Annotated in this window: 12 protein-coding genes; 10 read left to right on the top strand and 2 right to left on the bottom strand. The window is 36.2% G+C overall.

The features are described from left to right. The 9 genes from D6734_04645 to D6734_04605 all read left to right on the top strand — a co-directional run. A partial coding sequence (locus tag D6734_04645; protein ID RMF95993.1) for a hypothetical protein occupies positions 1–1,600 on the top strand: 1,600 nt, incomplete at its 5' end. A 125-nt stretch (positions 1,601–1,725) separates the two neighbouring features. Further along, positions 1,726–2,514, top strand: coding sequence for an ABC transporter permease (locus D6734_04640; GenBank protein RMF95992.1), 789 nt, complete (start codon positions 1,726–1,728; stop codon positions 2,512–2,514). A gap of 4 nt (positions 2,515–2,518) precedes the next feature. After that, complete coding sequence (locus tag D6734_04635) at positions 2,519–3,268, top strand: ABC transporter ATP-binding protein (GenBank protein ID RMF95991.1); 750 nt, start codon at positions 2,519–2,521, stop codon at positions 3,266–3,268. Positions 3,269–3,349: 81 nt separating this feature from the next. Next, entirely contained in the window at positions 3,350–3,823 is a 474-nt protein-coding gene (greA, locus tag D6734_04630) for a transcription elongation factor GreA (GenBank protein RMF95990.1), read from the top strand. Positions 3,824–4,016: 193 nt separating this feature from the next. Continuing rightward, on the top strand, positions 4,017–4,787 hold the full coding sequence (locus D6734_04625) for a phosphocholine cytidylyltransferase family protein (GenBank protein RMF95989.1): 771 nt from the start codon (positions 4,017–4,019) through the stop codon (positions 4,785–4,787). Further along, positions 4,777–5,838 (top strand): iron-containing alcohol dehydrogenase, encoded by a 1,062-nt coding sequence (locus D6734_04620; GenBank protein RMF95988.1) that lies wholly within the window; start codon positions 4,777–4,779, stop codon positions 5,836–5,838. Before D6734_04625 ends, D6734_04620 begins: the two co-directional genes overlap by 11 nt. 7 nt (positions 5,839–5,845) lie before the next feature. Beyond that, complete coding sequence (locus D6734_04615) at positions 5,846–6,718, top strand: CDP-alcohol phosphatidyltransferase family protein (GenBank protein ID RMF95987.1); 873 nt, start codon at positions 5,846–5,848, stop codon at positions 6,716–6,718. A 119-nt stretch (positions 6,719–6,837) separates the two neighbouring features. After that, positions 6,838–7,950 carry a KamA family radical SAM protein gene (locus tag D6734_04610; protein ID RMF95986.1) on the top strand — a complete coding sequence of 371 codons (1,113 nt, stop codon included), beginning with the start codon at positions 6,838–6,840 and terminating at the stop codon, positions 7,948–7,950. A 110-nt stretch (positions 7,951–8,060) separates the two neighbouring features. Further along, positions 8,061–10,013: a hypothetical protein gene (locus D6734_04605; GenBank protein RMF95985.1), complete on the top strand. Its 1,953-nt coding sequence runs from the start codon at positions 8,061–8,063 to the stop codon at positions 10,011–10,013. Here D6734_04605 and lpxK read toward each other — a convergent pair. Together lpxK and D6734_04595 are read right to left on the bottom strand one after the other, a co-directional pair. Continuing rightward, complete coding sequence (gene lpxK, locus D6734_04600; protein ID RMF95984.1) at positions 10,003–11,127, bottom strand: tetraacyldisaccharide 4'-kinase; 1,125 nt, start codon at positions 11,125–11,127, stop codon at positions 10,003–10,005. The genes D6734_04605 and lpxK overlap by 11 nt on opposite strands. 2 nt (positions 11,128–11,129) lie before the next feature. Next, entirely contained in the window at positions 11,130–12,422 is a 1,293-nt protein-coding gene (locus D6734_04595; GenBank protein RMF95983.1) for a 3-deoxy-D-manno-octulosonic acid transferase, read from the bottom strand. A 311-nt stretch (positions 12,423–12,733) separates the two neighbouring features. Here D6734_04595 and D6734_04590 point away from each other — a divergent pair, with 311 nt between their 5' ends. After that, the gene (locus tag D6734_04590; GenBank protein RMF95982.1) at positions 12,734–15,181 is read left to right on the top strand and encodes an ATP-binding protein; all 2,448 of its coding nucleotides are present in this window, start codon (positions 12,734–12,736) and stop codon (positions 15,179–15,181) included. Positions 15,182–15,381: the final 200 nt, after the last annotated feature.

Below are 15,381 nucleotides of genomic sequence, written 5' to 3'. Positions count from 1 at the left end.
GATTTATCTTTTCCTTCCTGCATCAGCTTTTCTTACATTTTCATTCCTTTTTAAACAGACTGCTTTCATAAAACTTGAGCCCTATGGTACTATAAGTTTTTTAGATGCTCTTGTATATGCCATTATTACAATATGCTTTTTCTTTTTGTTGCCACGCGCTCTAATGAAAAAGAAATTTGGATTTGCTTTTTTTTGTTTCATTTTAAGCTCCTTCATACTGTCAACTTATTTCGTAGCCGGATATTATGAAATTAAAAATAAAGATGAGGAAGCCGCTAAGAAACATACGCGTATTCTCCTGATAACGATGGATACGACAAGAGCTGACCATTTGAGTGTCAAAGGATACGATTACAATAAGGAGACATCTCCGGGATTAAGAAAAATTGCATCTGAAGGTGTAGTTTTTAAAAACTGCTATAGCGAAATCTCTACTACAGAACCTTCACATACCTCGATTTTTACAGGCACTTATCCGCGCACTCATGGGTTGAGAAAGAATGGAGACAAAGTTACAAATCCAAATCTCAATTTTTTGCATTCATGGCTAAAGAAACGCGGATTTACCACCGCAGCCATAACAAGCCGTACTCTTTTTTCATCTGAGGAATTGGGTTGGCCAAAATTTGATTTTGAAAGTTATCCAAGGACGAGAAAGCACAGATCAAAGAGAAGGGAAATCTTTGTGGCAAAGTATGCATACAAGCGTGCAAAAGATTGGATTGACAATAACTATGAAAAGGACTTTCTACTCTTTGTCCATTTTTGGGATCCTCATTGGCCCTATATCCCGCCTGCGCCCTATCGTTCAAGATTCAACAACGGATTCAAGGGATATGAGACAAGACCTTCGAAGAGGTCTTTTATCAAAGATAAGAACAAATATTCTCCTGAAGAGATGGAATATACAGTTTCGATGTATGATGGTGAAATTGCATTTACTGATGAATATGTGACTAAACTTGTTAGATACGTCGAATCAAAAATACCTTCTACTTCTGAACCTCCATTGATAATAATTACTGCAGACCATGGCGATGTGATGGGAGAAATGCAGGAGAAATTAAATTTTGTTTTTGACCATGGCGAAACATTAAACTTTGGCGAGGTATATATTCCCTTAATTATTAAATGGGAAGGGAGAATTCCTGCAGGAAAAATCTTTGATGACCTTGTCGAAAGTGTCGACATAGCTCCAACAATCCTCGATTTGCTGGAAGAGAGGGGAAAATTTAACTATGAGGGTAAAAGTTTTGCTCCTCTTTTATTCGGTAAGGATTACATTCCCAAAGATGCTCTGTTTGAACAGAAGAGAGACTATCAGGGACATCCCATTGCTTTTGTCAATGCACCTGAATATGCAGTAACTACTAAGAAGTGGCGGCTAATCGTAAATGATGTTCGCGGTATAGAATTATATGATGTTATCAATGATAGGCTCGAGCAGACAAATCTTGCAGAAAAATATCCTGATGTTGTTAAGAACCTTTTAGCAAAGCTCGATGATTGGAAAGCAAAACATCCTCCTGCTCCAAGATATGAGGGAAAGATGTCAAAGAAAAAGACAGATGTTTTAAAATCACTTGGTTACATTCAGTAAATTTTATTCCTTCCTATGAATTGAAATGCTTTTTGACTGAAAATTAATTTACTGTTATAAAATCTATTTTAAAAGTGATAGCTATATATCATTTTTAAATCTTACGAATTAAAGAAGAATTTCTTATGGAAGATTCAATTTTAAGCAGAATAAGGATGATTACAAAGTATCGCGACCTTTTGCGAATAATCGTTGTCTCCAATTTAAAAGAAAAGTATATGGGTTCTGTCCTTGGATATTTTTGGTCTCTGTTAGAGCCGCTTCTGACAATGCTTGTCTATCTTTTTGTTTTTTCTATTGTAGTTAGATTCAAGGTTGAAAACTATCCTGTATTTTTGCTTACAGGTATTCTTTCGTGGAACTTTTTTCAGATGTCAACAACAACGGCAGTATCATCTTTGACGAGAAATTATAATCTCATTAGAAAAGTGAAGATGCCCCGTGAAATATTCCCGCTTGCTGATGTTATATCGAGAATGATTGAATTTATTTTGAGCCTTGCCGTGCTCTTTATCTTCATAATTTATTACAAAATCAATCTAACAGGGAATTTGGTATTCTTCCCCTGCATTCTTATCCTGCAATTCTTTTTTATCTATGGAATAAATCTTTTCCTTTCTAATCTAAATGTACTTTTTCGTGATGTACAGCGCTTGCAGTCTGTTTTTATGAGGTTTTGGTTTTATGCGACTCCGGTTATATATCCAGCAGCAAAAGTGCCGGAGTCTATTCGTGATATATATATGTTGAATCCGATGGCTGTTGTTGTTGAATCTTACCGCGCAGTATTGCTCGGCAATTCTTTTCCTGATTTTCATTATATAATTGAAGCTGTTGCAATAACTGCTCTTATTTATTTTTCAGGAATATATTTCTTCATTAAAAATGAAAGAGTAATGTTAAAGTTCATATAGGGCTATGGATAACAATATCGCTATAAGGACAGAAAATCTTGGCGTCAAGTTTATTCTGAATCATAAGGTAAAGCAAAAGGCAGGCTCAGTGCGTTCAATGGTGCTGACGATGTTTAGATTTTCTGATAAGAAAGAAGATTTTTGGGCGCTGAGAAATGTCTCCTTTTCTGTGAAAAAAGGTGAAATCGTAGGATTGGTAGGCAGAAATGGTGCAGGTAAAAGTACATTGCTTAAAATGATAGCAGGCACTCTCATCCCCGATGAAGGTGAAATTGAAACAAATGGTTCCGTTTCTGCACTTTTAGAGCTCGGGGCAGGATTTAGATCTGAATTGACGGGAAGAGAAAATATTTTCTTGAATGGAGTAATACTTGGGCTGAAGTTAGAGGAAGTGCGTAAACGATTTGATGAAATAGTCGAATTTGCCGGCCTTCATAAATTTCTTGATCTTCAGGTTAAAAATTATTCTTCAGGAATGAAAGCGCGCCTTGGTTTTGCAATTGCAGCTCATGTTGATGCAGATATCCTTATTGTTGATGAGGTGCTTTCCGTTGGAGATGCTGAATTTAGGAAAAAGTGTATGAACAAAATTAAGGAATTCGTTGACTTGGGTAAGACTATTGTTTTTGTCTCGCATGATATGTCACTAATCAAAGAGTTTTGCGACAGGACAATATGGCTTGAAAAAGGGGAAATCAAAATGATTGATGTTCCAGATAAGATTGTAGAACAATATCTTGGGACAACATCTTGATTTTGTGATACAAGAGAAATTCCAAATTTGACAAAGGAATATTTGGTAAATCCATTGTTACTTTAAAAGGAGAAGTATTTTATGAGAAAACCAATTACACGACGGGGCTATAATGAATTGCTTAAGAAACTTGAATATTTGGAAAAGGTTGAAAGGCCTCAGAATGTGAAAGATATAGCAGAAGCGAGGGCGCACGGTGACATTAGTGAAAATGCTGAATTTTCAGCAGCAAAGGAAAAACAAGCATTCATAGAGGGAAAAATGGCTGAATTAAAGGCGGCTATAGCCAACTCGCAGATAATAGATGTAGAAAATATTGATTCTGATGTTGTAATGTTTGGCGCCACCGTGCACCTTCAAAATGTCCAGACAGGTGAGAAAAGAGTTTATACATTAGTAGGAGAATATGAAACAAATATTCAGGAAGGAAGAATTTCCATAACTTCCCCAATTGCCCGGGCGCTTCTTAAAAAAGAGGAGGGAGATGTCGTTAAAGTCAACGCCCCGGGGGGAATCTATGAGTATGAAATTTTGAAAGTTGAATATAAGGAATAGAACAAGAACAAAATTCGTTCAATTTTATCATTTTGCACTCATTTTTTGGCACATTCTCTAAATAGATATGAAAAATGACTTGCTCTGCTTATCGGTCTTGCAATTTCATATGAGGAATAAAATCTTTCTTGACACTCATAGTTGACTCAAACTATACCTTCTAAAATTAATCAGAAGAAAGAGGAAAAAGTATATGAAGAATGCGGTTATTCTTGCAGCTGGTTTAGGTAAAAGACTTATGCCATTGACAGAAGATAAACCAAAATGCCTCATTGAAATAGATGAGAAACCTATGCTCTATTATTCAGTAGCACAGCTTATAGCAAACGGAGTCAAACAAATTTCTTTTGTAACAGGCTATAGGGAAGAAACGATACAACCCTTTGTTGTTGAAAATTTCGGACAAACAAACGCTGTCTTTGGCTTCATTTATAATGAAGAATATGCAACTAAGAATAATCTATATTCTGTTTATTGTGCAAAGAATTTTTTTGATGATGAAACTCTTCTTCTCAATTCAGATATTCTCTATCATCCTGATATACTTGAAAGTGCAGTTTCCGCCATCGATGAAATGAATGAGTCCTTTTTAGTAGTGGACAACTATAAAAAGCTTGCTGAAGAAGAAATGAAGGTAAAGCTCGATAAAAAAACTACAGGAAGGATAGTTGAAATAGGCAAATGGCTGCCCCCTGCAGAAAGTTTTGGAGAATACATAGGAATTCTCCATTTAAAGGGAAAAGGGAGGGAGATTTTTTTTGAGGAAGCAGAAAGAATGCTTTATAATGGTGAAGACGACAAGTATTATGAGGATGCTCTTCACAGAGTTTGTCCAAAAATAAATCTTGGCTTCGTTTCTACACAAAATAAGGTTTGGACAGAAGTAGATGATTTTGACGATTTGGAGAAGGCAAAAAATATCATAAAAGAAATTAAGGAAAAGATTCATAGAAATGTATCTTAGAAAAATTTCAGTCCCTTCTCATTTAAGGTTTGCCTCTTCTTTCAAAGAACTTTCAGATAATATTGACGAGGTCTTGTGTCAGAATTCCTATAAACGATTTCTAATTGTTTCAGGGCGAGGAAGTGTGAGAAGAGTGGCTAAAAAGCTTTTTGATTCACTTTCAAAAAGAAGAAAAGGCGAGCTTTTGGTATTGGAAGCCAATTCTATGGCAACTGTGAAGGATTTGGCTGACTTTGCAAAAAAATACAAACCTGAATTGATAATAGGCACAGGCGGTGGAAAAATTCTTGATGTGGCAAAATTGGGCGCTTCAAAATCGAAAATTCCTTTTTTTAGTGTTCCAACTCAAGTCTCTCACGATGGGATTTCCTCACCGGTAGCAATTATCAAAGACGGCAATAAGACTCTAAGTCTTGGGGCGGCCATTCCAAAAGGAGTCTTTGTCCCACTCTATTTGGTAAAAAAAGCGTCAGCCAGAAGCACATCTTCCGGCGTTGGCGATTTACTTTCAAACATAACAGCAGTAAGGGATTGGCAGTTGGCGGCAGAAAAAGGTATGGAAGAATACGATGACTATGCTGCTATTGTAGCTCACACTGCAGCCAACTCGATTTATACATCATACAACAACTATGCAAGTTCTAAGATAGATTTTACCGAAGACTTCATCATTAGATTAGTGGAAGGACTCATATTGAGCGGTGTTGCTATGGAGATTTCAGGCAACAGCAGACCCTGCAGCGGTTCAGAGCATAAAATCAGCCATGCAATCGATGCACTCTTCAACTCTCCAGCTCTTCATGGCGAACAAGTTGCTCTTGGAATTTTGATTTCTCTTTATTTGCAGGGCGGTGACTATGAGAAGATGAGGAAATTTTTTTCATTGGTGGGACTTCCTGTCCATCCAAAGGAGATAGGCCTCACTAAAACACAGTTGGTTGAGGCGGTCTGTTATGCGCCGCAAACTCGTCCCGGTAGATATACGATTCTCGAAAAAAAGAATATCAAGAAAAGACAAGCAGTGGAAATTGTGAATAACCTTTGGGATTAAAGGCGATATGTATTTTACAGCAAAATACATAAGAGAAAATTGCCAAAAAAAGAAAGAGGATGAACAGTTTTATGCATGGCTGATAATGAGGAGAATATCACCCTATGTTTCCTCTCTGCTTTTGAGGACATCTATTAGCGCGAATACCGTGACTCTTGTAGGTATGATTCTTGGTGTCATTGGAGGGATTTTATATGTTTATCCATCTATGATTACAGCAATTGCAGGCAGTTTGTCGATTCAAATTTGGTATCTTTCAGACTGTGTTGACGGAGAAATTGCAAGATGCAGAAATGAATTTTCCGATGAGGGAATTTTTTTAGATGCTATCAGCCATCACATTGTAAGTTTTTGCGCTATGGGTGGATTTTCGGCAGGTCTTTATCTTGAACACAAAAAACTTCCTCTTCTTGTGGCAGGAGTACTTTTTGCAACCTTTTACCATTTTAATAAGATGATTTTTACATCAGCCCAACAAACGATTTATGGAAAGTTTAAGGGAAAGAGAGTGAATTTTCACTTTCCAAAAAATGAAAATTCCTTCTTTGAACAAAATAAGAAGCAGAAGGAGTCGAGTTTGTTGAATTATTTTCTTTGGGCTTTTAGATTATGGCCTTCAACAGGTGCTACGATCAATGAGATAGGTATATTGGTTGGAATGATGATTGCAGTATTTGCTGATTATTTTGGAATAAAGAAAATCTTTGGAGTTTCCTTTTATCCTGATATGAGAAGCATATTGGTTTTTTTCTATGCCTTTATGCTGACTCTCTCCTTTTTTGGACGATTTATTATAGTGTTGAAGAATTCATTTGTTTCGAATTGGATTGGCAGGGAAGATAGAAAGGACTGCAGGGTAAAGAAAGAAAATAACTTATAGACAAAAAACAAAAATTTTTTTATTAACATATTGATATTTCCTATTTCTTTTTAGATATTTTTTCCTCTTACACAGTAAATGGTGATTTCAGCAACTGTTCAATTTTAGAGACTAAATTTATGGAAAGAGCTGTATGGAAAAAAGAACTTGATGAGAGCATTACTTCGCTATCAAAGCTCTCAAAATATATTTATATACCTAAATCGGACATAAAAAAGATTGAACAAGTAATTGCCCGCCATCCAATGAAGATTACTCGTTACTATTTATCCCTTATGAATCCTGACAAAATAGATGACCCTATTAGAAAAATGGCTGTTGCATCGGAAGAAGAGCTCCATCTTCTTGGTTCCTATGACACAAGCGGAGAAAAAGAGAATACGATGATGCAGGGACTTCAACACAAATATGAAAAGACTGCCCTGATTTTGGCGACTGTTAAATGTGCAAACTATTGCAGGTACTGTTTCAGAAAAAGAATGGTGGGATTGTCCTCAGACGAAGTTCTGAAGAAATTTTCTGAAGCAGTCAATTATATAAAAGCGCATAAAGAAATTAACAATGTTTTAATTAGCGGTGGAGATCCATTGACATTGCCAACAAATATCATAAAACATTTTTTGGAAAAAATCAGCACTATCCCGCATATAGACTTTATTCGCATTGGTACAAAGATACCTGCTGTTTTACCCCACAGAATAACGAAAGATAATGAATTGATAACTGTTTTGAGAAGTTCTGCATCAAAATTTAAAAGAGTTTATATAACTACCCATTTTAATCATCCAAGAGAAATTACCAGTGAATCTAAAAAAGCGATTGACCTGTTGAAAAATGCATTGGTAACTGTCAGCAACCAATCAGTCCTTCTAAAGGGGGTCAATGATAATCCAGAGACTATTGCAGATTTGAACACAAAACTGATAAAGATTGGAGTAATCCCGTATTATCTGTTCCAATGTCGGCCGGTAAAGCGGGTGAAGAAGCATTTCCAAGTGCCTTTGTATCGCGGTTATGAAATCGTTGAAAAGGCAAAATCGATGCTTGATGGCTACAGTAAACGCTTTAGATATGTTATGTCGCATAAAACAGGGAAAATAGAGATTTTAGGAATTATGGACGGCTATATTTATCTCAAGTACCATCAAGCTAAGAATCCTGAAAATCAAGGCAAATTGTTTAGAAGAAGAATCAACAAAGAAGATGGCTGGCTCGATGACCTTTCTCATTGATTGGTTTGTCCTTTCTCCATTGAAAATTCATAGATGTAATTGATGTTTTTTTATTTATTTGATATCCAATTTATGAAATACTCTTATTTGAAGTTTATCGGTTATTTCTTATGAAAAAAGAGAATTACAAAGAAAAGATAGCCCCTTTTTTTGTCAAAGTTCTTTTTCTGTCATTATTTTTTGTCTTGTTCTCTATCTCTCTTACATTAGCTGATTCTGCTGAATCCAATCAAAAGGTGATTGCATGGGTATTTTTTACAGACAAAGGTAATATTAGCAAGAATGATATAAGAAAGAAGAGAAAGGATTTTTTAAGGGAAAGAGCAGGAAGAAAAAGATATTTGGGAAGCCCGAACCTTTTTGATTTTAGAGATATCCCTGTAAGGAATAAATACATTGAGAAGATTGAGAAACTTGGAGCAAAAAAAAGAGCTGTTACTAAATGGTTGAATGGGATAAGTATCGAAGCTTCTCCTGATTTGTTGGAAGAGATTAAGAAATTGAAGTTTGTAAAAGAAGTAAAAATAATCAGAAGGGTGCAAAAGGATGAAAAAAAACCAAGTTTCAAAATCTTTCAAAAAGATAATGATAGTTTCGCAGGTAACGATATAAGTGCTTCTCAAAATACACTCGATTATGGCAACTCCTTGACTCAATTGTCACAAGTCAATGTCACAGGGCTCCACAATCTGGGTTATACAGGAAAAGGTGTCACGATTTGTGTCATAGACACGGGCTTTACAAACGACCATGAAGCTTTGATGAGTACTACGATTTTGGCAGAAAGAGATTTTATCAATGATGACAATGAAACGGCAAACGAAAGCGGTGACCCCACTGGTATATATGACCAAGAATTGCATGGCACTGGAGTGTTGTCTGTTGTTGGAGGTTTTAAAGAGGGGAAGCTCATAGGGTCAGCATATGGGGCAAATTTCCTGCTTGCCAAAACAGAGGTTAATGAATCTGAAACCCATACTGAAGAGGATTATTGGCTTGAAGCAATTGAATGGGCATATGATAAAGGCGCCGATATTGTGAGCTCATCTTTGGCTTATTATGATTTTGACGAAGGCGAGACCCCGATTTCATATGAAGGAAAGCTCGATGGCAAGACAGCAATTGTAACAAAGGCGGCAAACATAGCAGCTGAGAAAGGAATGCTCGTTGTAAATGCCGTTGGGAATGAGCGTCTTAAAGCACCTGCTGATGGAAAATATCTAATAGCAGTTGGGGGAGTTGATTCGCAAGGAAATGTTTGGGGAGGCGCTAAGACAGATACCGATGATGGAAGAATTAAACCTGAAATCGTAGCTATGGGTGTTAATGTCTATACAGCCTATTCCTCTTCAATGAATAGCTATGCCTATAAAAACGGCACTTCATATGCGACTCCCATAGTTGCAGGATTGTCGGCACTACTTCTTGAAGCTCATCCTGATTGGTCCTATTCAGCAGTGAGAGAAGCAATTATAACAACATCGAGCAATGCAGATTCCCCAAACAGCAGCAGCGGTTTAGGATATGGAATCCCTGATGCTGTAAAAGCCCTTTCCTATGACAATCTTCTAACGATTACATCGACAGCAGGGGCGAATGGAGAAATATTTCCCTCAGGTGCTATTAAAGTTGGCCATAATGCTATGCAAAGTTACACAATTTCGCCTTCTGATGGATATCATATTGCTAAACTTTTTGTAGACGGCAGTGAAGTCGATGTTGCTGAGACATACAAGTTTGAGTCTATTTTGTCGGACCATACGATATCTGCAACCTTTGAGTCGAATAATATTACAATACTTACAACCAAGCTTCCGAAAGCTCATATAAAGAAAAAATATAAGGCAAAATTAAAAGCCGAAGGAGGTAGTGGAAAATATATTTGGACAGTCGTAAAAAAGAAACTTCCCTCAGGTTTAAAGCTTACTAAAAATGGCACAATAAAAGGTAAACCAAAGAGGAAAACAAGGGGTAAAAAATATAAATTCACTGTGGAAGCAGAAGATAGAAACAATTCTGCGAATAGCGCTTCAAAGAGTCTGAAGATAAAGGTCAAGAAATAAGAGGGGAAATTTTAGAAATTATGAATTTTTCAAATTCCTCTTCTTCATTTATTTTAAAGGAGATTACAGGATAAAGTACTCTCCCTGCCTTTTTAAGAAGACTACCGCATCTTGAAACATCCTTTTCTGTCGTAATAAGAAAATCAGCTTTGTTCTTTTGAAAAGCATTACTTAGAATTGAAATATCCTTCTCTGAAAAGAAATGATGGTCCCGAAATGGGAAAAATTGACAAATTTCAACACCTAATTCTTCCAAAGTTGATTTGAAGGAATCACAGTCAGCAATAGCACAAAAGCCAACTGTTTTTTTCCCTTTTATGCTTTCCATATCATATTGTATTTCACTATCATCATTGTCATTTTCTTTGATTTCTACGGCTTTATGGGAAGCAGTGAAAATTCTTTTATCAGGACAGAGCTTTTCAAAGAAATTTCTGCAAAGCTCATATTGGCTTCCTTTCTGATTTGTTTTTGTGAGAATTATGGCATCTGCCCTTTTTACTGCGCTGATTCTCTCTCTCAATGTGCCTGCGGGAATGGGATATGCTTTTTGAGGCGTCACTCTGCTGTCCCAAAGAAGTATATTTACATCTCTATCAGCTTTAAGATGCTGATATGCATCATCTAAAATGATTGCTTTAGTCTCGAATTCTTTGACTGCCAACCTGCCGGCGCGAATTCTATCCCTATCCTGTATGATTGGAATTCCTGAAAGCTTTGAAGCTAAAAGATAGTTTTCGTCTGATGCAAGAGGCGGTTTTTCCAATATTTTGTTTCTATCTGATACGATTAAAGCTCTATTTTTTTGTGAGTTACTGCCATAACCTCTGCTTATGATAGAATGGTTTATTGAGTGTTTCTTTAAGATATTAGATATTTCTATGACGGCAGGAGTTTTTCCTGTGCCTCCCCAACTCAGATTTCCAACGGATATAACAGGCACATCCAATTTAATTGATTTGAGGATTCCTGTCTGATAGAGCTTCTCTTTGAGAAAGGGAAAAAATGAATAAATAAAGGATAGAGGCAAAAGGATAAATCTGATTATATTGGCGTCAATTTCTTTTTTCTTCCCTTCAACTATTGAAAGATAGTAATCTCTATATGAAGACATTTCTATAGAATCAGTCCTTTGATAATTTCAACATTTTTATCCGTTGCTCCGCTGTTTTCATCAAATATGAGCTTGCAGTTGTTGCTTGCCTCAGAAAGCTCTGTTGGATTGTCGATAAAATGCTTCATTATTTGAATTAGTTCTTTCTCATTGGAAACTTGATAACCTGCTTTGTTTGAAATTATGATTGAAGCTATGTCTCTAAAATTGTGCATATGGGGACCAAAAACCGTTGGTTTACCAAAAACTGCAGCTTCGAGAAGGTTATGTCCTCCAACAGGGACAAGAGAACCTCCCATAAATACGAGATCACATACACTAAATAGCATATAAAGTTCTCCAACAGAATCAAGAAGAAGAATATCATATCCTTTAGCAGCATTACTATTGCTGTTTTCGATATTGGTCCTTCTCAAATAGCTCATTCCTTCCTTTTCGATAATTGATGCTACTTCATCGAATCTTTCAGGATGGCGTGGTGCTATTATCAAAAATAAGTTTTCTTTTTCTTCTTTAAGTTTCTTAAAGAGAGGAATCAATATTTTTTCCTCCCCACTATGTGTGCTTGCAAAAAGCAAAATGAATTTATCCGTTGGAATATTGAACTTTTTACGAATTTCCTCTTTCTTTACAGTTTTTGAAGATGCAAGTGCTTGGTCGAATTTTATATTTCCTACTACTCTTATCCTGTCTTCTGCAGCGCCTAATCGTTTTATCCTTTCGGCGTCTGCGTTGGTTTGCATACTAAATAGGGTAATATCCTGTAAAATTCTTTTTATTATGGGTCCTAATCTTTTATAGCCCTTGAAGGATTTTTCAGAGAGACGGCCGTTTGCAATGATTATAGGAATCCCTTCTTTTTTGCATATCCTTAAAAAATTGGGCCAAATCTCTGTTTCAATCAAAATGCAGATATCAGGATTTACCTGCTTGATAGCTCTTTTAACTGCAAAAGAAAAATCAAGAGGGAAATAAAAGATTTTGTGAGCCCACTTTACCCTATTCTGTGCAGTTTTTTGTCCTGTAACAGTTGTTGTGGAAAAGAATATTTCGCAGTCAGGGATTTTTTTATGCAGTTGGGAAGCCAAAAAAGACGCAGCCATTGTTTCTCCTACAGATACCGCATGTATCCATATGCGTTTTTTTTCTGTTTTTTGAATCTTCTTCCAATTGTATAATCCAAGTCTTTCCTTCAATCCCGCCCTGTATTTCTCTGTTGTAAAAAATTTATAAATGAAGAAAGGTGAGGAAACAGTAAAAAATATCCAGATGAAAATTTCATAAATCAAATACATTTTTTTTAATCCTTAAAAAGAAAAATCTTCTACTACTTTTATAAAATTTATTCTATCACGAAGAGCTTAAAGAATTTGAAGAAATTTATGATTATAACTTTTGAAGTTTATATAGAATATCTATCGAGAATAAAGAAAATAAATTATAGAGAGTAAATAAGATTGGAAATGGGCGAATTAGATAGTCAAAATAGTTCATTTTGTTTTGTAGATGAAACTGATAATTTTGATAAAAAAAATAAAAATATCGACAATATCGATTGTTATGTCATTATGATTTTGATAATGAAGGAAATAATAAGGAGAAAAAAATGGCTGTTGCAAAGAAATTTATTGTTCCGCCTTCAAAACTTAGGTGGCAATGCAAACTCAAAGGAAGTAATTTCAAAGGTATTGAAAAATTAGAACCTCCTGAAGGGACAATTGGACAGGATAGGGCGATCAAAGCGCTCAAACTTGGACTTGAGCTTTATGGTCAGGGCTACAATGTCTTTGTTACAGGTTTGACAGGGACAGGCAGAAGGACAGCTGTTAGAAAGATTCTCGAAAAGATAAATCCTCATTGTAATGAATCTTATGATAGGCTGTATGTTTATAATTTTAGTTCTCCAGACCATCCTCGATTGATAACATTGCCTGTTGGAAAAGGGAAAAAGTTTGCCAAATCGATGTCGAGATTTATTACTTACCTTAAGAAAAATCTATCGAAGATACTTGATGCGGAAGATATAGTAAAAAAGAAACAGGCAGTTGCAAAGAGCTATCAGGAAGAAGAAAGAAAAATCGTGACTGTCTTTGAAGAAAAGGTCAAGAAAAATGGGTTCGTAATTGGCCAGGTACAGGTTGGAGAAATTACCGTTCCTGACATTTTGCTCCTTGTAGATGATAAGGCATATCCTTTTGCCAATGCAGAGGCGCTTATTGCTGAAGGAAAACTTGCCAGAAATAAGTATGAGAGTATGCAGAAAATATATGAAGATTTGAAAAACGACCTTAGAAAAATCTATAAAAAGGTTAATAGCCTTAATCTTGAGATGGTTGAAAAATTGAAAGATGTTGAAAGAGAAAGCTGTATCAATCTGATAGATAGTTTTCTTGAGGATATTAAAGAAGACTTCAAAGAAGAAAGAGTATCCAACTACCTCGACGAAGTAAGAGAGAGTATATTGGAGGAAATTGAAATCTTCAAGAGCGCAGGTGAAAAGAAGATACAATTGGACGGCACTATATCATCACCCTTTGATGACCAGATAGCAAATCCATTCGTCAAGTATGAAGTCAATCTTCTAATCGATAATTCAAAACAGAAGAAATGTCCCATAATAATTGAATCCTCGCCGACTGTTGCAACATTGTTTGGGACTATTGAAAAGGAAATGACAAGAACAGGGGCAATTTACAGTGATTTTACAAAGATAAAGCCGGGTTCTTTACTGAGAGCAGATGGCGGTTATTTAGTCTTAAATGCAAGCGATGTTTTTATGGATCCGCAGGTTTGGACATTATTGAAAAGAGTATTGAAAACAGGACAGCTTGAAATACTCCCTCCTTCTTCTTTTTTTCAAGTCGAATCTCTTGCTATCAAGCCTGAGCCAATAGATGTGAATGTAAAGGTGATAATGATAGGCGAAGCGGATATATATGAAATTCTATACAACTACGAAGATGATTTTAAAAAGATATTTAAGATAAAAGCTGAATTTGATTCAAGGATGAATTTGACAGACCGCAACATAAAACTTTTCCTATCTGTAATTGCAAAGGTATGCAAAGAAAAAGAATTGGCAGGAATCCGCACCGATGCCCTCGAAAGAGTCATTGAATATGGCGTGAGAAGGGCAGGAGGCAGAAAAAAACTTACTACAAGATTCAGCGAGATAGAAGATATTTTATTGCAGGCAGATTATTGGAGAAAGCAAAGTGGAGACAAGATGATTGCTGAAAGTCATATCGAAGAAGCAATAAACAGCGCGATTGAAAGGCACAATCTAACGGAGATGCGTCTCAGGGAGATGATAGAAAAGGGCATCATAATCATTGATGTCGACGGCTACAAGGTTGGTGAAGTAAATGGTTTGGCCGTTTACAATATGGGTGCTTATTCCTTTGGTAAACCCTCAAAGATTACTGCAGCAGTTTCAGTTGGTCGGCAGGGAGTTGTAAATATTGAGAGAGAAGCAAAGCTTAGTGGTAATACTCACGATAAAGGAATTTTGATTTTGACAGGTTATTTGCAGGAAAAGTATGCACAAGACCTGCCCCTCAATCTTTATGCAAGCATTTGTTTCGAGCAATCCTACAGCGGCATAGATGGAGACAGCGCATCGAGTACTGAGCTTTATGCCCTTCTTTCAGCCCTTTCAGGTATCCCTATAAATCAGGGAATTGCAGTTACAGGGTCAGTGAATCAAAAGGGTGTTATTCAACCCATTGGGGGAGTCAATGAGAAGATTGAAGGATACTACGATATTTGCAAAATTAAGGGCTTGACAGGCAATCAGGGGGTGATGATACCTGTCCAAAATATAGATGACCTGATGCTCAAGAATGAAATAGTTGAAGATGTAAAAGACGGCAAATTTCATATTTATGCCGTAAGCCACATCGAAGAGGGAATCGAAATTTTGACAGGAATGAAGGCAGGAAAGATAAAAAAGGATGGAAATTTTCCAAAGAACACTATAAATTATTTGGTAAAAGAGAAACTTCTTAAATTTTCCCGCGCCGCAATGCCTCCGGAAAATAAAAGAAGCCTCTAAAAGGTGATTGACATTTTGTTATAGCATTTCATTGGCAAAAGCGTTAAGCCATATCAATGCTATATTATAGATTCCGAATGTATGAAGTTTATATTTGGAGGATTAAGTATGAGTAGATTCGATTTGTCGAGGTATGATTTTTCTTCTTACGCCAAGTTATGCAAATTGGTCAAATTAGTTGGAATATTCCTTTTAGTCTT

It is taken from the genome of Candidatus Schekmanbacteria bacterium (assembly GCA_003695725.1).
Taxonomy (GTDB): Bacteria; Schekmanbacteria; GWA2-38-11; order GWA2-38-11; family J061; genus J061.
This window is presented reverse-complemented; position numbering and strand designations above follow the sequence as displayed.

Coding starts and splice junctions, on each gene's coding strand:
- D6734_04640 (RMF95992.1), top strand. CDS start 1,726: ATGGAAGATTCAATTTTAAGCAGAATAAGGATGATTACAAAGTATCGC.
- D6734_04635 (RMF95991.1), top strand. CDS start 2,519: ATGGATAACAATATCGCTATAAGGACAGAAAATCTTGGCGTCAAGTTT.
- greA (RMF95990.1), top strand. CDS start 3,350: ATGAGAAAACCAATTACACGACGGGGCTATAATGAATTGCTTAAGAAA.
- D6734_04625 (RMF95989.1), top strand. CDS start 4,017: ATGAAGAATGCGGTTATTCTTGCAGCTGGTTTAGGTAAAAGACTTATG.
- D6734_04620 (RMF95988.1), top strand. CDS start 4,777: ATGTATCTTAGAAAAATTTCAGTCCCTTCTCATTTAAGGTTTGCCTCT.
- D6734_04615 (RMF95987.1), top strand. CDS start 5,846: ATGTATTTTACAGCAAAATACATAAGAGAAAATTGCCAAAAAAAGAAA.
- D6734_04610 (RMF95986.1), top strand. CDS start 6,838: ATGGAAAGAGCTGTATGGAAAAAAGAACTTGATGAGAGCATTACTTCG.
- D6734_04605 (RMF95985.1), top strand. CDS start 8,061: ATGAAAAAAGAGAATTACAAAGAAAAGATAGCCCCTTTTTTTGTCAAA.
- lpxK (RMF95984.1), bottom strand. CDS start 11,127: ATGTCTTCATATAGAGATTACTATCTTTCAATAGTTGAAGGGAAGAAA.
- D6734_04595 (RMF95983.1), bottom strand. CDS start 12,422: ATGTATTTGATTTATGAAATTTTCATCTGGATATTTTTTACTGTTTCC.
- D6734_04590 (RMF95982.1), top strand. CDS start 12,734: ATGGCTGTTGCAAAGAAATTTATTGTTCCGCCTTCAAAACTTAGGTGG.